The following is a 16,765-nucleotide window of genomic DNA, read 5'->3' as shown; positions in this document are numbered from 1 at the left end:
CCTCATCGGTTCATGCCAGTCAGTTGGCGACAAGGGGCTGCAGATCTCCGGGCGTATTGGCCCAGGCAAAGTGGTAGACCTGCGCAGGAGCCACTGCCTGGCACTGGCCGTTATCGGCATCGGCGCCGACCACGTACCACTCGGCACGCGAGGTCTCGCCCAGCCTGTGCGCCTTGTCGGCACTGAAGCAGTGGCCCAGTTCTCTGGCTGGGATCAGGGCGAAGGCCGTGGGGTTATGGCGCAGCCAGAATACCGCCTTGTCAGGCCTGGACTGGTTGGCGAAGCCAAAGTGGACGATCGGCTGGCGGGCGAACAGCCAGTGCCCCTCACGCCAGTTGACCAGCACCAGTTCGGCGCCACCGGTGGCGCGTGCGGCGTCGGCCATCAAGGTTTCGTGAGGGTTGCGACCTTCCTTCACAGGCTCGACGAAACCACGCGCGAACCACAGGCAGAACCACGCCAGCGCAATGGCGGTGAACGCCTTGCGCCAGCCGGGCCGGCGTTGCAGCCAGCGCTTGAGCAACCATGGCAGCAGCGGGGCGATGGCCAGTACCAGGCCGGGCAGGGCCGGGAAGATGTACAGCTTGCGCTTGCCGCTGCTGAGGCTGAAGAACAACAGCACCAGGGCGACCCAGCCGAGCAGCAGCAGGAAGCGCCCATCGCGTTTCTGCAACTGCCTGCGCCAGGCCGGGACCAGCCACGGCAGGGCCAGGATCAATGGCAGCCAGTATTGCGGGATCACCTTGACGAAGAAGTACCAGAAGGGCTCGCGATGGTCCCAGGCATTGGCATAACGGCTGGCGGTCTGGCGCAGCAGAATCTCTTTCAGGTAGGCCAGTTCCGCCGCGCCGCCGCCATGGGCAATGGAGACCAGCAGCGGCAGCAGCCACACCGCGCAACCGGCCAACAGCCAGGCCAGCCCCAGGCTCCAGCGCCAGCCCTGGCCCGAGTAGGCCACCACGCCGCGCCAGCGCTTGCGCACGGCCCAGGCATAGGGCAGCAGCATCAGTGCCGGAACAAACCCCACGCCCTTGCTGATGATGCCCAGGCCCATGGCTACGCAGGCCAGGTAGAACCAGCCCCAGGCCGGCCCCAGCAGCAGGTGGCGGACCATGCCGTACAGGCCCAGCGCCACCCACAGGCACAGGAAACTGTCGATTTGCCCGGTCCGCAGGATGCTGTAGCTCTGGTACGTCGCCAGGAACAGCAGCGCGGCAATCACGCCGATGCGCCGGGTCCACAGCCGTCGTCCCAGGTCATGCAGCACCAGGGCGATGGTCGCCGCCGACAGCAGCCCTGGCAGATACAGGGCGACCTTGGGCAAACCGGTCAGGTAGCTGAACAGGGCCACGGTCCACATGAACAGCGGTGGTTTGTCGCCGTAGATCTCCGCAGCACGGTGGGGGATGAACCAGTTGCCGCTTTGGAGCATTTCCAGGGCAACGCCGAGGAAGCGTTCCTCATCGACGTTCATTGGCTGGCGCCAGCCAATACCGGCACCTACCAGCAGCACGGCGAGTACCGCCAGGGCCAGGCGTTCGGCGCCGAGTGTCTTGAACCTTGGCAAGGGCTATTCCTTCTGCGCTGGGTGGCGGGCGATCAGTTGCAGATTGCGCAGGTAGACCACCAGGCCGAACGACTGGCCGATGATGAACACCGGGTCTTCGCGGTAGATGGCGTAGATCAGCAACAGGGCGCTGCCGAGCATGCTCAGGTACCAGAAGCCCACCGGGATAACGCTGCGCCGCTTGAATTCGCTGTACAGCCACTGCAGCACGAAGCGGCCGGTGAACACGGCCTGGCCGGCGAAGCCGACGATCAGCCAGAGGGTTTCGCGGGTCATCCCTCAAGCTCCTGCGCACGGGTGTCCAGACGGGTGCGGCGGATCAGCCACCAGACCCCGACCAGGTCGAGGATGCCGACCAGGGCGCGGTCCAGGTTGCCGTACTTGGACACCCCGGCGTGGCGTGAGCGGTGGTTCACCGGGTGTACCAGCATGCGGCCGTTGTGGCGCAGGATCAGCGCCGGGATGAAGCGGTGCATGTGGTCGAAACAGGGCAGGCGCAGGAAGGCGTCGCGCTCGATCAGCTTCAGGCCGCAACCGGTGTCCGGGGTAGCGTCCTTGAGCAGGCGGCTGCGCAGGCCGTTGGCAAAGCGCGAGGCCCAGCGCTTGCTGGCAGTATCGCGGCGGTTGACGCGGTGCCCGGCCACCAGCTTGATGCCGCCGCCGGGGGCATCGCTGCCTCGGACCAGGGCGAGCATGCCGGGGATGTCGGCCGGGTCGTTCTGCCCGTCGCCGTCGAGGGTCGCCAGCCAGCGGCCACGGGCGGCCTGGGCGGCGTGCCAGATCGAGGTGCTCTGGCCCAGCGAGCGATCGTGGCGCAGGATGCGCAATTGCGTAAAGCCTTGCTGTTTGAGTTGCTGCAGCACCTTGAGGGTCTGGTCGCTGCTGCCATCGTCGACCACCAGCACTTCGTAATGTTCGTTGGCCAGCGCCGCGCGGATTTCCGCCAGCAATGCCGGTAGGTTGTCGACCTCATTCTTGGCGGGGATCAGTACCGAGAGGTCAAATGGGTCAGTCATCGAGGGTACCTGTGTTCTTGTAATGAGGGCGTGGTCAAACCCGGTAGAAGTCCCGGTACCAGGCAACGAAAGCGGCGACGCCGTGCTCCAGCGAGGTGCTCGGCGAAAAATCGATCCAGCGCCTGAGTGAGTCCACATCCGCCCAGGTTTCCAGCACATCCCCCGCCTGCAAGGGCAGGAACTCGCGCCGGGCCTTGATGCCCGTGGTGTTTTCCAGGCACTCGACGAAATCCATCAGCCGCACGGGTTGGCCGCAGCCGATGTTGAACAGCTGGCAGGGTGGTAGCCCGGCACCAGGCTGCGGGGGCTTCAGGCGCAGGCGCAAAACGCTCTCGACGATGTCATCGATGTAGGTGAAATCGCGGGCCATCTGGCCATGGTTGTAGATCTCGATCGGCTGGCCTGCGAGCATTGCCCGGGTGAACTTGAACAGCGCCATGTCGGGGCGGCCCCACGGGCCATAGACGGTGAAAAAGCGCAGGCCGGTGACCGGCATCTGGTAAAGGTGCGCGTAGCTGTGCGCCATCAGCTCGTTGGCGCGCTTGCTCGCGGCATACAGCGAAATCGGCTGCTCGACCGGGTCATCGATGCTGAACGGCTGTTTGGTATTGGCGCCGTACACCGAACTGCTGGAGGCATAGATCAGGTGGCGCGGTGGTTGCTGACGGCAAGCTTCGAGGAGGTTGAGAAAACCGCTCAGGTTGGAGTGCCCATAGGCGGCGGGGTTGTCCAGCGAATAGCGCACACCCGCCTGCGCCGCCAGGTGGATCACTTCGCTGAAGCGTTGCCCGACGAACAGCTGCTGCAAGTGGGCTGCGTTGGCGATGTCGAGGGTCTGAAAGCGGAAGTTGGGGTAGGCGAGCAACTGCTGCAGGCGTGCCAGTTTGAGCTCGACACTGTAGTAGGCATTGAGGTTGTCGATGCCCACGACCTCGATGCCTGCTTCGCACAAGCGGCGTGCCAGGTGAAAGCCGATGAACCCGGCCGCGCCAGTGATCAGTACGGGCATGGCGGCTGCACCTGGCCACGGCCAATGCCGTAATACGTGAGACCGGCGGCGGCCATGTGGTCGGGCTCGAACAGGTTGCGGCCGTCGAAGACCACGCGGTCCGCCAGCAGCTGCGGGACCTTGTCCAGGTTCAGCACCCGGTAGTCCTGCCATTCGGTGACGATCACCAGGGCATCGGCGCCTTCCAGGGCATCGTCCTTGCAGGGCACCAGCAGCAGGTCGGCACGTGCGCCGTAATGCCGCTGGATCTCCGCCATCGCCTGCGGGTCATGGGCCTGTACCCGCGCACCAGCGGCCCACAGGGCCTCGAGCAGCACGCGGCTGGAAGCTTCGCGAATGTCATTGGTATTGGGCTTGAACGACAGCCCCCAGAGGGCGAAGACCTTGCCGCGCACGCCGTGCGGGTAGTGCCGCTGGATCTTGCCGAACAAGCGGCTCTTCTGCCGCTCGTTGACGGACTCCACCGCCTCCAGCAGCTGCGAGTCGAAGCCTTCGGCCTCGGCACTCTTGCGCAGCGCCTGCAGGTCCTTGGGGAAGCATGAGCCACCAAAGCCGCAACCGGCATAGATGAAGTCGTAACCGATGCGCGGGTCCGAGCCGATGCCGCGGCGGACCATTTCGATGTCGGCACCCAGGTGCTCGGCCAGGTTGGCGATTTCGTTGATGAAGGAGATCTTGGTGGCCAGCATGCAGTTGGCGGCGTATTTGGTCAGTTCGGCGCTGCGGGCGTCCATGACCATGAGCTTTTCGCGGTTGCGGCTGAACGGCAGGTACAGTTCGCGCAGCAACTCGACCTCGGCCGGCGCGGCACCGCCGATGATGATGCGGTCCGGGCGCATGCAGTCATCCACCGCCGAACCTTCCTTGAGGAACTCCGGGTTGCTGATGACCTGGAAGCGTTCAACGTCGGCCACCGCCAGGGCGATGCGTGCCTTGATGCGGTCTACCGTGCCGACTGGCGAGGTGGACTTGTTGACGATGACCTTGGGGCCATCAGCGTGTTCGAGGATGCTGTCGACCACGGCGAACACATGGCGCAGGTCGGCGCTGCCGTCGGCTTGGGGCGGTGTACCGACGGCAATGAACTGCAACCTGGCGTATTGCGCCGCGTCAGCGGCGTCGGTGGTGAAGCGCAGCCGGCCGCAGGCCAGGCTGTTCTCCAGCAGCGGCGCAAGGCCGGGCTCGAAGATCGGGCAATGCCCCTCGCTCAAGGCCGCGACCCGGTCGGTATTGATGTCCATGCACAACACCGAGTGCCCTACCTGGGCCAGGCACACTGCCTGGGTAAGGCCGACATAGCCGGTACCGAAAACCGTGACATTCATCTGGCAGCTCCATGGCGAGAAAGCTGAAAGAAAATGTCACATCGGTGTTTAGGAATTGTTACCTGGGTTGGCTATCACTACCTTCAGGCTGCAGCACATCTACAGGGACAGTGCCTTCAACCAGCCTTGCGATGCTTTATCGAGCGCCCTGCGTAAGCGGACTGTTCGATTCTGGCGAACGCCTCGAGTGTTTCTTCGCTGATAAAACCGTGGAACTGAGCACACTTGCGCAAGCGTGCGAGTTTTTCCTCGGCCGTTGCCTTGAAATGCGCTGCGCTCGCGCTGAATGCATCGGTTTCATTCGCCATCAGAAATCTCCTCGTGGTCCAAGGCAGCATGGAAGGGGGACAGGTCATAGGCAAGACCCAAACCTTTCACGTGTCGGAAACCATCCAGTTGATAGGCAACCCGCGCTTGCTGAAGGGGGGCTTTCACCACGACCCATCTCAGGCCGAGCAGCAATGCATAGCGTACTCCACTCATGCACAATGGCGCGATGTATCCCTTTGTCGCCAAATTGTCATCCGGACTGCGTTGCAGGTACAAGACCATGATCTTTTCCTTGCTGCCTTGAGGTGCGGCCCAGCAAAGACCAGCGAGTTGTTCGTGGTGCCAGATGGCGATGTCCAGTGCATCGACGTGGGCGTGTCGTCGCTTCCAATGGATTACCCGATGCCAGCCAAAATCATGTGGGGCAGGATGCCAGTGCTCATGAGCCTCGATGGCTCGGGCATCTATCTCGTCGACCTTGAGGGCGTTGCCGAACCGGTCGCCCCAGCGTCGGATGTCCTGGATAACGAGCCCCCGAGCGGCTTGCTTGAAACCGATGAGCTCTGCCCGTTTTTGATCGTCCATGTTGGGGTAAGCCGCTGCTTGTTCGATTGGCAGTTGATGGTATTGCCAAAGGGCTTCGGAATGGGCTGAGACGCTGTAATGACTTTCTGCGATCTCTTGTAGGGGAGTTCGCATGGCGTCCAATCAGGGCCATCTAAACTTACAAATGGCCCGCTACCGGGTTCAATATCGCGAGCAGATCGCACTCAATCGACCACCGCCTCCCTGGAGCGGATGCCCCTCGCTGGCGATGGCCTTCTTTGCAGAGGAGGGCAGGTCATGGATGAGGCAAGGCTTCACGAGTTCATGGGCAAGCTGGTAGGTGACATGGGCGCTGCGGCCACCTTGGCCAATGTGATTCTCGGCGACGAACTCGGGCTCTACCGGGCCATGGCCGACAGCCAGCCGACCAGCGCCGAATCGCTGGCGGCGAAAACAGGTTGCCACCCGCGGCTGGTGCGTGAGTGGCTCAATGCCCAGGCGGCTGCGGGTTACGTGGTGCATGAAAAGGGTACGTTCGTCCTGCCAGAAGCGCAGGCCATGACCCTGGCACTGGAAGATTCTCCGGCCTATATGGCCGGCGGCGCAGCAGTCATCGCAGCCCTGTTCCACGACAAGGACAAGCTGGTGGCGGCCATGCGCGGCGACGGCGGGCTGGCCTGGGGGGATCACCATCCGTGCATGTTCAGCGGCACCGAGCGCTTCTTCCGGCCTGGTTACCGCACCTTTCTGGTTGCGGACTGGCTGCCTGCGCTCGAAGGGGTGGTGGCCAAGTTGCAGGCCGGGGCCAAGGTGGCGGATGTCGGGTGTGGCCATGGCGCCTCGACTCTGGTCCTGGCCGAGGCATTTGCGGCTTCCACGTTCACCGGTTACGACTACCACGCGCCGTCCATTGCCACGGCCCGTGACCGTGCGCACGAGGCCGGGCTGGAAGGGCGGGTAAGCTTCCAGCAGGCATCGGCCAAGGACTACCCGGGGCATGACCACGACCTGGTGTGCTTCTTCGATTGCCTGCATGACATGGGCGACCCCGTGGGCGCCGCGAAGCATGCCTACCGGGCGTTGAAGGCTGACGGCACGGTGATGCTGGTGGAACCCTATGCCGAGGATTCGCTGGAGGGCAACCTGACCCCGGTCGGGCGGTTGTTCTATGCGGCGTCGACGTTCATCTGCACGCCCAATTCGTTGTCGCAGGAAGTGGGGCTGGGGTTGGGCGCGCAGGCGGGTGAGGCGCGGTTGCGGGCGGTGTTCGAGGAGGCGGGGTTCACGCGGTTCAGGCGGGCGACGCAGACGCCGTTCAACCTGATTCTGGAGGCCAGGAAATAGGGTGTTTTTCTATGCTGGCCTCTTCGCGGGCCTGCAAATGCAGAAGGGGCGCCATGTTGGCGCCCCTTCTGTTTTACGGCTTAGGCTTCAGCGTCCCACGGACGGTCGCCATTTTCGTCTTTCACGCGGGTCGGCAGGCCCATCACGTCCAGCGCCTTGAGGAACGGCTCGGCTGGCAGCTCCTCGACGTTGACCATGCGCTTGGCATCCCACTCGCCACGGGCGACCAGCAGGGCCGCAGCCACTGGTGGTACACCTGCGGTGTAGGAAATGCCCTGGCTGTCGGTCTCGGCGTAGGCTTCTTCGTGGTCGGCCACGTTGTAGATGAACACTTCACGCGGCTTGCCGTCCTTGGTGCCCTTGACCAGGTCACCGATGCAGGTCTTGCCGGTGTAGCCCGGGGCCAGCGAGGCCGGGTCAGGCAGTACGGCCTTGACCACTTTCAGCGGCACCACTTCCAGGCCTTCGGCTGTCTTTACCGGTTGCTCGGAGAGCAGGCCGAGGTTCTTCAGCACGGTGAACACGTTGATGTAGTGCTCGCCGAAGCTCATCCAGAAGCGCACGTTCGGCACATTGAGGTTCTTCGAGATCGAATGAACTTCGTCGTGGCCGGTCAGGTACAGGTTCTGCGAACCCACCACCGGCAGGTCGTCGGTACGCTTGACTTCGAACATGGTGTTGCTGGTCCACTGGCTGTTCTGCCAGCTCCACACTTGCCCGGTGAACTCGCGGAAGTTGATTTCCGGGTCGAAGTTGGTGGCAAAGTACTTGCCGTGCGAACCGGCATTGACGTCAAGAATGTCGATCGAATCAATGCTGTCGAAGTATTGCTGCTGCGCAAGTTTTGCGTAGCTGTTCACCACACCCGGGTCGAAACCGACGCCGAGAATGGCGGTAATGTTCTTTTGTTGGCACTCTTCGAGGTGTTTCCACTCGTAGTTGCCGTACCACGGCGGGGTCTCGCAGATCTTGCCCGGCTCTTCGTGGATGGCGGTATCCAGGTAGGCGACACCGGTATCGATGCAGGCACGCAGCACCGACATGTTGAGGAAGGCGGAACCGACGTTGATCACGATCTGCGATTCGGTCTCGCGGATCAGTGCCTTGGTCGCCTCGACATCGAGGGCGTTGAGCGAGAAGGCCTGGATGTCGGCGGGTACCTTGAGGCTACCCTTGGCCTTGACGCTGTCGATGATGGCCTGGCATTTGGAGATGTTCCGTGACGCGATAGCGATACGACCCAGTTCGTCGTTGTGCTGCGCGCACTTGTGGGCCACCACCTTGGCGACACCTCCTGCACCAATGATAAGAACGTTCTTCTTCAATTTACCTGTTGCTCCTTACTTGGAAAGCCGGTCTTACGACAGGCTGGAAACATAGTCTTCGAAGCCGAAATCGCGGACCACCTCGACGCTGCCGTCGAGTTGCTTGACCACGATGGAAGGCATCTTCAGACCGTTGAACCAGTTTTTCTTGACCATGGTGTAACCGGCCGTGTCGATGAACGACAGGCGGTCGCCGATGGTCAGCGGGCGATCGAATTGGTACTCGCCGAAGATGTCACCCGCCAGGCACGACTTGCCGCAGACCATGTAGGTGTGCTCGCCTTCGTTAGGGGCCATCTTGGCGTTGAGGCGGTAGATCAGCAGGTCGAGCAGGTGCGCTTCGATCGAGCTGTCGACCACGGCCAGGTGCTTGCCGTTGTACAAGGTGTCGAGCACGGTCACTTCCAGCGAAGCGCTATTGGTGATGGCGGCTTCGCCCGGCTCCAGGTAGACCTGAACGCCATATTGTTCGGAGAAGGCCTTCAGGCGCGCGCAGAAGGCGTCCAGCGCATAGCCTTCGCCGGTGAAGTGGATACCGCCACCGAGGCTGACCCACTCGACCTTGTGCAGCAGGTGGCCGAAGCGCTCTTCGATGTGCGTCAGCATCTTGTCGAACAGGCCGAAGTCACCGTTCTCGCAGTTGTTGTGGAACATGAAGCCGGAGATCTGTTCGATCACCTGCTCGATCTTTTCCGGGTCCCATTCGCCGAGGCGGCTGAACGGGCGGGCCGGGTCGGCCAGCAGGTAGTCGGAGCTGCTCACCTGCGGGTTGACGCGCAGGCCACGGACCTTGCCTTCGGACTGTTCGGCGAAGCGCTGCAGCTGGCCGATCGAGTTGAAGATGATCTTGTCGCAGTTCTCGAGCATTTCCTCGATCTCGTCATCGGCCCAGGCCACGCTGTAGGCGTGGGTTTCGCCCGCGAATTTCTGGCGGCCGAGCTTGAGCTCGAACAGCGAGGACGACGTGGTGCCGTCCATGTACTGCTGCATCAGGTCGAACACCGACCAGGTGGCGAAGCACTTGAGCGCGAGCAGCGCCTTGGCACCGGAGTTTTCGCGCACGTAGGCGATCTTCTCCATGTTGCTCAGCAGTTTGGTTTTGTCGATGAGGTAGTACGGCGTCTTGATCATTTAAAGGCCCCCGGCCAGGCCGGCCAAAAAAAAGACCCGCATTGTGCCTTCACTTGCCGCAGATCGAAAGGGTGGAGGGTGTATTTCGTCTGCGTGGGTGCAGTAATACAGGGGGAAATGAACATCCTGATGACAGCCGGACCAATGGCGCGCTTTCCTGTGCCCGCGAAGAGGCCGCAACAGGTGACATCAATCGACCTGCTTCAACCATTCCTGAATCTGTTCCAGCGTGGCAGTAGCGCCACCACACACCACCACCAGCACATTTTTGTAGCCAGCCAGCGCATCCGCCTCATAAGCCAGCGCCAACGCCGCCCCACACGCCGGCTCCACCAGCACCCGATGATCCAGCAGGAACCGTTCGCAAGCTTCCAGCGCTGCCCGGTCACTGACCAGGTGGCTGTGCACCGGCTGCTGTCGGCTGCAGGCCAGTGCCTGCTCGGCCACCCGCTTGGCGCCCAGCGAGCTGGCCACCGAAGCGATACGTCCGAGTTCCACGGTATGCCCGGCTTTCATGGCTGCATGCAGCGATGCGGCGCCTGTGGTCTCCACGGCCAGCACCGGCACATCGCCCCAGCCATTGCGCTGCAGCCCTTCGACAACGCCGCTGAGCAAGCCACCACCGCCCACCGACAACACGACTGCATCCGGCTTGATGCCGGCGGCCGCGATTTCGTCGATCAGGCTGGCATGCCCGGCCCACAGCAGCGGGTCGTCGAATGGGTGGATGAAAGCATCACCGGCACCGACCAGGGTCAATGCCAGTTCATTGGCCTCTTGCCAAGAGCTGCCATGCACCACCACGTTGGCGTCTTCCAGGCGCAGCAGTTCCTTGGCCCGTTCGGTAGTGGTTTCGGGCACCACCACGGTCACCGGCACCCCGAGTTTGCGCCCGGCATAGGCCACAGCCAGCCCGGCATTGCCGCCCGAGGATGAGACGAAATGGCGCGCGCCACGGGCGTGGTGCACCTCGCAGGCATGGCCAACCCCGCGCAGCTTGAACGAGCCGCAGGGCTGCACGGCTTCAAGCTTGAGCCATACCGGGCGACCAGCAGCCAGCGAAAGGGGGCGGGATTCGATGAGGGGGGTCTGGATATGCAGGGTCATGACAGCCTTCTGAATGCGCAAAACAAAAAGAGGGATGTCATACCAGTTGCCCCCAACGCCGGCAAGTCGGCGTTGGGGGCGGTGGGGTCAGCCCAGGGCTGGCGTGCGCGGCGGAACCATCCGGCGCGAACCGGTGGCCTCGAAGGCCGCACCGAAGCTCAGCAGCGCATTGTCGCTGTACGCTTTGCCGGCAAAGGTCAGCCCCACCGGCATGCCGATATCGGCCATCACACCCATCGGCACGGTCACTGTCGGCACGCCCAGATGACGGATGGCCAGGTTGCCGTTGGCCACCCAGATGCCGTTGCTCCAGGCGATGTTCGCCGAAGCCTCGTTGACGTCGGCATCGGCCGGGCCCACGTCGGCCACCGTCGGGAACAGCACGGCGTCCAGGCCCTGCGCGTCCATCCAGTCTTCGAGGTCCATCTTGCGGGTCTTTTCCAGCCCACGCAGGCCGTCGGGCAGGGTTTCGATCTGGTCCCAGGTCTTCAGGCCGCGTTTGGCCATGTTGACGTATTCGTCCATGCCGGCGGCCAGGTCGTCCTCGCGGTTGGGCAGGGTGCCCGGGTCGTGCGGGAAGATCAGCGGGCCGTCGACATCGGCCAGGCGGTTGAGCTTCGGGTCACCGTTGGCACGCAGGAAGTCGTCGAAGCCCCAGCCCGACAGCTCCCACAGTTCGTCATGGAGGAATTCCTTGCTGACGATGCCGCGGTTGTACACGGTCGGAGCGCCCGGGCGGTCGCCTTCGCAGTTGGACACCAGCGGGAAGTCGACTTCCAGCACTTCGGCGCCGGCCGCTTCCAGGGCCTGGCGTGCCTGTTGCCACAAGGCGATGACGCTGTCGCGGGTGTTGATGCGCTGGCCGGTCGGGCCACCAATGCCCGGCTTCTCGGCGGTGCCGGCTTCGGCGTCGGCATTGATGTACATGCGCGGTACGCCAAACCGCTTGCCCTTGAGTGCACTGGCGTCGACGGCCAGGTCCAGGTAGGAAGCCGGGCGCACCGAGGAGGCGGCCGGGATCGCTACCCAGGGTTGCAGGCGCCACAGGTCGCCGCGCTTGTCGGCATCGTCGGCGACCACCACGTCGAGGATTTCCAGCAGGTCGGCCATGGTCCGGGCGTAAGGCACCACCACGTCCATGGTCGGGGTCAGCGGCCAGTTGCCACGTACCGAGATCACACCGCGCGATGGGGTGTAGGCGCACAGGCCATTGTTCGAGGCAGGGCCACGGCCGCTCGACCAGGTTTCTTCGGCCAGGCCGAAGGCACTGAAACTGGCGGCGGTGGCGGTACCGGCACCGTTCGACGAGCCAGAGGCGAACGGGGCGGTCAGGTAGCTGGCGTTGTACGGGCTTTCGGCGCGGCCGTAGACACCACGCTGCATGCCGCCATTGGCCATCGGCGGCATGTTGGTCTTGCCCAGGCACACGGCACCGGCAGCACGCAGGCGCTCGACCGTGAAGGCGTCGCGTTGGGCGACCAGGTCCTTGAACGCCGGGCTGCCGGAAGCGGCAGTCAGGCCCTTGACCAGGTAGCTGTCCTTGGCGGTGTAGGGGATGCCGTCCAGCGGGCTAAGGGTCTGGCCCTTGGCGCGGCGGGCGTCGGAAGCCTCGGCTTCCATGAGCGCGTCAGGGTTGCGCACCACCACGGCGTTCAGCGCGGTGGCGGTGTCGGCGCCATCGTAGGCATCGATGCGCGCCAGGTAGGCCTTGACCAGCTCGACCGCCGTCGTGCGGCCCGTTTCGAGCGCATCGCGCAGCTCGGCAATGGAAACCTCGGTTACCTCGATCATGCTTTCACCAGAATTTGTGCGGGTTGGGGCTAGTGCGAGGAGTGTACAAGAAGGGATCAGGGGTGGGAGGTTTGCGCAGGAGAAATGGTTTTTTGCAACGGAGCATTGTCGGGGCCGCGGGGCGGCCCCGCTGCACTCAGTCCAGGTCCGCCGCCGAATGCCGCTCGGGCACCTGGCTGGCTTCATCACCCCAGGTACGGTTGACCCGGGTGCCGCGCTGCACGGCCGGGCGTTGGGCGATCGCCTCGGCCCAGCGTTGCACGTGCGGGTATTCGTCCACTGCGAGAAACTCGGCCGCGTCATACAGCTTGCCGCGCACCAATTGGCCGTACCATGGCCACACGGCGATATCGGCGATGCTGTATTCCTCGCCACCGAGGTAGCGGCTGACCGCCAGTCGGCGCTCCAGCACGTCGAGCTGGCGCTTGGCTTCCATGGTGAAGCGGTTGATGGCGTACTCGAATTTCTCCGGCGCATACACATAGAAGTGGCCGAAGCCACCGCCCAGGTAAGGCGCGGCGCCCATCTGCCAGAACAGCCAGTTCAGGCTTTCGGTGCGTGCGGCCGGGGCCTTGGGCAGGAAGGCACCGAACTTTTCAGCCAGGTGCAACAGGATCGAACCGGATTCGAACACCCGCACCGGTGGCTCGACGCTGCGGTCGAGCAGGGCGGGGATTTTCGAGTTGGGATTGACCTCGACGAAGCCGCTGGAGAACTGGTCGCCGTCGCCAATGCGGATCAGCCAGGCGTCGTACTCGGCGCCACGGTGGCCCAGGGCGAGCAATTCTTCGAGCAGGATGGTGACCTTGACGCCGTTGGGGGTGGCCAGGGAATACAGTTGCAGCGGGTGCTCGCCCACCGGCAGGTCCTTGTCATGGGTCGGCCCGGCGATCGGCCGGTTGATGCTGGCGAACTGTCCACCGGACGCGGCATCGTTGCGCCATACCTTGGGCGGAACGTAAGGGGGCTTGCTCATGCGGGGGTTCTCCTTGAAAAGCGCGAAAGCGACCACGTAAGGGCATGGACCTGCATCTATGCCACGGGTTCGGAGAATAGCGCAAATGCCGCGCGGCTCAGCGGGGCCACAGCTGCGCCGCGATCAGCCGGTCATAGGGCAGGCTGCAGCGGGTGCCGGTCGGGGTGCGGTAGTGGACGCGCCGGTCGGCGGTGTCGACGTGCGAGGTGGTGCCTCGTACCAGGCACAGGTTGCCGTGAGCGAACGGCTGTTGCAGTTCGGTCTGGGGGGCCAGCAGCGTTACCTGAGCATCCCGCTGGGCCTGCAGGTTCAGTTGGCGGATTGCGCTGAGGGCGCTCCATGCCCCGGCAATGCCGGTGCCAATGATCAGGATATTGTTCATCGTTGCGGTCCTGTGAAGTGCGAGAGACACAGTAGACCGTAATTGCAGTCAACGATGTTACGGGGCCAGCTGGCAGATCTTTTCAAAATGTTGGCGGAGTGATGACCCAGATCACCACGGCGTCCATTTCGCCGGGGTTGCCGTAGCGGTGCGGCTCCTGGCTGGAGAAACTGAAGCTGTCGCCTTCGCCGAGCAGGAAGTGGCGCTCGCCCACCCACACCTCGAAACTGCCCGAGAGCACGTAACCGGCTTCGTCGCCTTCATGGCTGTAGCTCTGCTGGCTGTAGGTGCCTGGCGGAAAGCGCGAGTGCAGCATCTCCAGTTGGCGGTTGGGTTGCGGGGTGAGCAGCTGGTCGACGATGCCGTCCTCGTAATGCACGCTCAGCCGGCTGTTGCGCCGTACCACGTAACCTTGGTCCTCGGGGGCAGTGGTGGCTTCACTGGCGAAGAACCACTGGATTGTCACGCCGAGGCTGCGGGCGATATTGAACAGCGCCGGGATCGACGGGTACGACAGGTTGCGCTCCAGCTGGCTGATGTAGCCGGCGGTGAGCTCGCTGCTTGTCGCCAGTTCTGCCAGGGTCATGCCGCGGCGCTTGCGCAGGCCGCGGATGCGGCCGCCGAGAAACTGCGGCGCGGCGCCGCCGTCTTCGGCGGCGGGCGGGGTCTGGGGCTGCTGGTTCATGCGCTTGGGTCCATCGGGAAAGCCAGCAGTATGGCCAGGCTCAGAGCGCCCAGGCAACTGTCAGGCCGTCATGGATGGCCTCCTCGACAGTGCGCGGGGCCAGGCAGTCACCGATGCGCCGAACCTCCACCAGGTCGGCCAGTTCCGCCGCCAGGGTATCCAGGGGTTGATGGCCGAGGCACAGCACCAGGCTGTCGATGCCTTCGAAGATCATCGGCTCGCCGCTGGCAGTGTGTTGCAAGTACACGGTGTTGTCGTCGCTGCCGTACAGGCGGGCATAGGGTGTGATCGGGATACCCAGGCGGTGCAGTTCGCCGGCCAGCTGATCGCGCACGTACAGCGGCAGGCTCTCGCCGCAGTGGGTGCCATTGACCGCCAGTTGCACCTGATGGCCATCGCGGACCAGGCGCTCGGCAATACCGGGGCCGATCCAGTCACTGCGCCAGTCGATCACCAGTACCGACCGGCCGAGGGTAACCTCGTTGCGTAGCACCTGCCAGGCATCCACCACCTGCAGTTCGCCGCTGCGCTCGAACGCGGGCCAGTAGGGCGTTGCGCCGGTAGCGGCAATTACCAGGTCGGGGCGCTCACGCTCGACCAGGGTGCGATCTACGCATGTATTACGTACTACGCGTACACCTGCCAGTTCCATTTCCCGCTGCAGGTTGGTACTGGCACCACCGAATTCGCTGCGCCGCGGCAGCAGCTGGGCAAGCTGGATCTGGCCGCCCAATTGCGTACTGGCTTCGTACAGCGTGACCTCATGGCCACGGGCAGCGGCAATGGCTGCGGCCTTCATGCCGGCCGGGCCGCCACCCGCCACCAGGATGCGCTTGCGTGCGGTAGCTGGCGCAGGTTTTTCGTATTGCAGTTCGCGGCCGGTTTCCGGGTGCTGGATGCAAGAAATTGGCAAGCCTTTATGGAAATGCCCGATGCAGGCCTGGTTGCAGGCAATGCAGGCCCGCACGTCCTCGACCTTGCCGCGCTCGGTCTTGTTGGGCATCTGCGGGTCGCAGATCAGAGCGCGGGTCATGCCACACACGTCGGCTTGGCCACGGGCCAGGATCAGTTCGGCTTCCTGCGGTTGGTTGATGCGCCCTGTGACGAACAGCGGGATGTCAAGGTGCTGCTTGAAGGTGCCGGCCTCGCGCGCCAGATAAGCCGGGGCGATGGCCATAGGCGGCACGATATGCACGGCGCCACCCAGCGACGCCGAGGTGCCAGCGACGATGTGCAGGTAGTCGGCCTGATCCTGCAAGGCTTGGGCGGCGGCAAGCGATTCTTCTTCGCTCAAGCCTTCACTGTCGCGTTCGTCGGCGCTGATGCGCAGGCCGACGATGAACTGCTCGTCGGTAGCCGCCCTGACCGCTGCCAGGACTTCGCGCAGAAAGCGCAGGCGCTGTTCCAGCCTACCGTTGTAGCCGTCGGTGCGCAGGTTGACCCGCGGATTGAGAAACTGCGCCGGCAGGTAGCCATGGCTGGCCACCACTTCCACACCGTCGAGGCCAGCCTGGTGCAGGCGCCGGGCGGCGCTGGCATAACCCTGGACGATTTCGTCGATCATCGCCTGGTCCAGCGCCCGCGGCATCACCCGGAAGCGCTCGTTGGGCACCGACGAAGCCGAGTAGGCCACCGCCAGCAGGCCGTCTGCCGACTCCATGATCTCCCGCCCCGGGTGAAACAGCTGCGACAGCACCACTGTGCCATGGGCATGGCAGGCCTCGGCCAGGCGCCGGTAGCCATCGATGCAGGCATCGTCGGTGGCCATCAGCACGTGCGAGGTGTAGCGGGCGCTGTCGTGCACCCCGGCCACCTGCAGCACGATCAGGCCGACGCCGCCAGCGGCGCGGGCGCGCTGGTAGGCGATGAGCTTGTCGTTGACCAGGTTGTCGGTGGGCAGGCAGGTGTCGTGGCCGGTCGACATGATGCGGTTCTTCAGGCGTTTGCCGCGAATCTGCAGGGGTTCGAACAGGTGGGCGAAGGCGGTCGTCATGCGGGCGGCTCCGGTGCAATGTCGTTCTTGTTTTTCTCATGAAAGTGTAGCGGCAGTAAAAAATCAACTTGGTTTTTTACTTGGGCGCGTCTAGCTTTTTCTCAGCCACGGCAGTGGCGCGTGACCTCAGCACGACAGGAAAGGGGCCTTTGCCTTGATGCCGGTCATTTGAGAGAGTTGGGGCTGACAGGTGCTCGCCGTCGCCTCTTCAGCGCCTGTGAGATCGAGCGCTGAAAGGGAAAAGGCGGGCACTTGTAAGCCCCTCCTCGCCTGACTGATATTTACCGGGGCCGCATAG

General features: G+C 63.8%; 14 protein-coding genes and 2 pseudogenes. 1 reads left to right on the top strand and 15 read right to left on the bottom strand.

The window, feature by feature from the left end; translation table 11 throughout:
* Positions 1-19: 19 nt before the first annotated feature.
* The 7 genes from ACIPW4_RS04510 to ACIPW4_RS04480 all read right to left on the bottom strand — a co-directional run bounded on the left by ACIPW4_RS04510 (position 20) and on the right by ACIPW4_RS04480 (position 5,886).
* Positions 20-1,567 (bottom strand): ArnT family glycosyltransferase, encoded by a 1,548-nt coding sequence (locus ACIPW4_RS04510; RefSeq protein ID WP_400655186.1) that lies wholly within the window; start codon positions 1,565-1,567, stop codon positions 20-22.
* 3 nt (positions 1,568-1,570) lie between these two features.
* Positions 1,571-1,843, bottom strand: coding sequence for a lipid-A-disaccharide synthase N-terminal domain-containing protein (locus tag ACIPW4_RS04505; protein ID WP_400655185.1), 273 nt, complete (start codon positions 1,841-1,843; stop codon positions 1,571-1,573).
* A complete protein-coding gene (locus tag ACIPW4_RS04500; protein ID WP_400655183.1) occupies positions 1,840-2,583 on the bottom strand; it encodes a glycosyltransferase family 2 protein in 744 nt (247 codons plus the stop codon). Before ACIPW4_RS04500 ends, ACIPW4_RS04505 begins: the two co-directional genes overlap by 4 nt.
* A gap of 34 nt (positions 2,584-2,617) precedes the next feature.
* On the bottom strand, positions 2,618-3,592 hold the full coding sequence (locus ACIPW4_RS04495; protein ID WP_400655180.1) for an NAD-dependent epimerase: 975 nt from the start codon (positions 3,590-3,592) through the stop codon (positions 2,618-2,620).
* Positions 3,580-4,917, bottom strand: coding sequence for a UDP-glucose dehydrogenase family protein (locus tag ACIPW4_RS04490; protein ID WP_400655178.1), 1,338 nt, complete (start codon positions 4,915-4,917; stop codon positions 3,580-3,582). The genes ACIPW4_RS04495 and ACIPW4_RS04490 overlap by 13 nt, the downstream gene beginning before the upstream one ends.
* Before the next feature lie 116 nt (positions 4,918-5,033).
* Complete coding sequence (locus tag ACIPW4_RS04485; RefSeq protein WP_400655176.1) at positions 5,034-5,225, bottom strand: hypothetical protein; 192 nt, start codon at positions 5,223-5,225, stop codon at positions 5,034-5,036.
* Entirely contained in the window at positions 5,215-5,886 is a 672-nt protein-coding gene (locus ACIPW4_RS04480; protein WP_400655175.1) for a hypothetical protein, read from the bottom strand. The genes ACIPW4_RS04485 and ACIPW4_RS04480 overlap by 11 nt, the downstream gene beginning before the upstream one ends.
* Before the next feature lie 144 nt (positions 5,887-6,030).
* On the opposite strand from ACIPW4_RS04480, the gene ACIPW4_RS04475 reads away from it, so the two are divergent.
* A complete protein-coding gene (locus ACIPW4_RS04475; protein ID WP_400655172.1) occupies positions 6,031-7,077 on the top strand; it encodes a class I SAM-dependent methyltransferase in 1,047 nt (348 codons plus the stop codon).
* Positions 7,078-7,157: 80 nt separating this feature from the next.
* On the opposite strand, the gene ACIPW4_RS04470 is transcribed toward ACIPW4_RS04475, so the two are convergent.
* The 8 genes and pseudogenes from ACIPW4_RS04470 to ACIPW4_RS04435 all read right to left on the bottom strand — a co-directional run bounded on the left by ACIPW4_RS04470 (position 7,158) and on the right by ACIPW4_RS04435 (position 16,467).
* Positions 7,158-8,402, bottom strand: coding sequence for a saccharopine dehydrogenase family protein (locus tag ACIPW4_RS04470; protein ID WP_054887353.1), 1,245 nt, complete (start codon positions 8,400-8,402; stop codon positions 7,158-7,160).
* 33 nt (positions 8,403-8,435) lie between these two features.
* The gene (locus ACIPW4_RS04465; protein ID WP_400655170.1) at positions 8,436-9,533 is read right to left on the bottom strand and encodes a carboxynorspermidine decarboxylase; all 1,098 of its coding nucleotides are present in this window, start codon (positions 9,531-9,533) and stop codon (positions 8,436-8,438) included.
* A 189-nt stretch (positions 9,534-9,722) separates the two neighbouring features.
* Positions 9,723-10,640, bottom strand: coding sequence for a pyridoxal-phosphate dependent enzyme (locus ACIPW4_RS04460; RefSeq protein WP_400655169.1), 918 nt, complete (start codon positions 10,638-10,640; stop codon positions 9,723-9,725).
* 87 nt (positions 10,641-10,727) lie between these two features.
* Complete coding sequence (locus tag ACIPW4_RS04455) at positions 10,728-12,431, bottom strand: amidase (protein WP_400655167.1); 1,704 nt, start codon at positions 12,429-12,431, stop codon at positions 10,728-10,730.
* Positions 12,432-12,567: 136 nt separating this feature from the next.
* A complete protein-coding gene (gene yghU, locus ACIPW4_RS04450) occupies positions 12,568-13,407 on the bottom strand; it encodes a glutathione-dependent disulfide-bond oxidoreductase (protein ID WP_400655165.1) in 840 nt (279 codons plus the stop codon).
* A gap of 115 nt (positions 13,408-13,522) precedes the next feature.
* Positions 13,523-13,789 (bottom strand): annotated as a pseudogene (locus ACIPW4_RS04445) (NAD(P)/FAD-dependent oxidoreductase); the annotation flags it as partial.
* Between the two features lie 82 nt (positions 13,790-13,871).
* A pseudogene (locus ACIPW4_RS04440) lies at positions 13,872-14,464 on the bottom strand (helix-turn-helix domain-containing protein); the annotation flags it as partial.
* Between the two features lie 50 nt (positions 14,465-14,514).
* Positions 14,515-16,467: an FAD-dependent oxidoreductase gene (locus ACIPW4_RS04435; RefSeq protein ID WP_400655163.1), complete on the bottom strand. Its 1,953-nt coding sequence runs from the start codon at positions 16,465-16,467 to the stop codon at positions 14,515-14,517.
* Between the last annotated feature and the right edge of the window lie 298 nt (positions 16,468-16,765).

It is taken from the genome of Pseudomonas sp. NPDC089996, from assembly GCF_044748405.1.
Lineage (GTDB): Bacteria > Pseudomonadota > Gammaproteobacteria > Pseudomonadales > Pseudomonadaceae > Aquipseudomonas.
Note: the sequence above shows the minus strand (reverse complement) of the source record. Positions and strands in the feature narration are given on the sequence as shown.

Excerpts from the sequence above, each read along its gene's own strand:
- ACIPW4_RS04505 (WP_400655185.1), bottom strand. The coding sequence starts at position 1,843 with ATGACCCGCGAAACCCTCTGGCTGATCGTCGGCTTCGCCGGCCAGGCC.
- ACIPW4_RS04500 (WP_400655183.1), bottom strand. The coding sequence starts at position 2,583 with ATGACTGACCCATTTGACCTCTCGGTACTGATCCCCGCCAAGAATGAG.
- ACIPW4_RS04495 (WP_400655180.1), bottom strand. The coding sequence starts at position 3,592 with ATGCCCGTACTGATCACTGGCGCGGCCGGGTTCATCGGCTTTCACCTG.
- ACIPW4_RS04490 (WP_400655178.1), bottom strand. The coding sequence starts at position 4,917 with ATGAATGTCACGGTTTTCGGTACCGGCTATGTCGGCCTTACCCAGGCA.
- ACIPW4_RS04485 (WP_400655176.1), bottom strand. The coding sequence starts at position 5,225 with ATGGCGAATGAAACCGATGCATTCAGCGCGAGCGCAGCGCATTTCAAG.
- ACIPW4_RS04480 (WP_400655175.1), bottom strand. The coding sequence starts at position 5,886 with ATGCGAACTCCCCTACAAGAGATCGCAGAAAGTCATTACAGCGTCTCA.
- ACIPW4_RS04475 (WP_400655172.1), top strand. The coding sequence starts at position 6,031 with ATGGATGAGGCAAGGCTTCACGAGTTCATGGGCAAGCTGGTAGGTGAC.
- ACIPW4_RS04465 (WP_400655170.1), bottom strand. The coding sequence starts at position 9,533 with ATGATCAAGACGCCGTACTACCTCATCGACAAAACCAAACTGCTGAGC.
- ACIPW4_RS04460 (WP_400655169.1), bottom strand. The coding sequence starts at position 10,640 with ATGACCCTGCATATCCAGACCCCCCTCATCGAATCCCGCCCCCTTTCG.
- ACIPW4_RS04455 (WP_400655167.1), bottom strand. The coding sequence starts at position 12,431 with ATGATCGAGGTAACCGAGGTTTCCATTGCCGAGCTGCGCGATGCGCTC.
- yghU (WP_400655165.1), bottom strand. The coding sequence starts at position 13,407 with ATGAGCAAGCCCCCTTACGTTCCGCCCAAGGTATGGCGCAACGATGCC.
- ACIPW4_RS04435 (WP_400655163.1), bottom strand. The coding sequence starts at position 16,467 with ATGACGACCGCCTTCGCCCACCTGTTCGAACCCCTGCAGATTCGCGGC.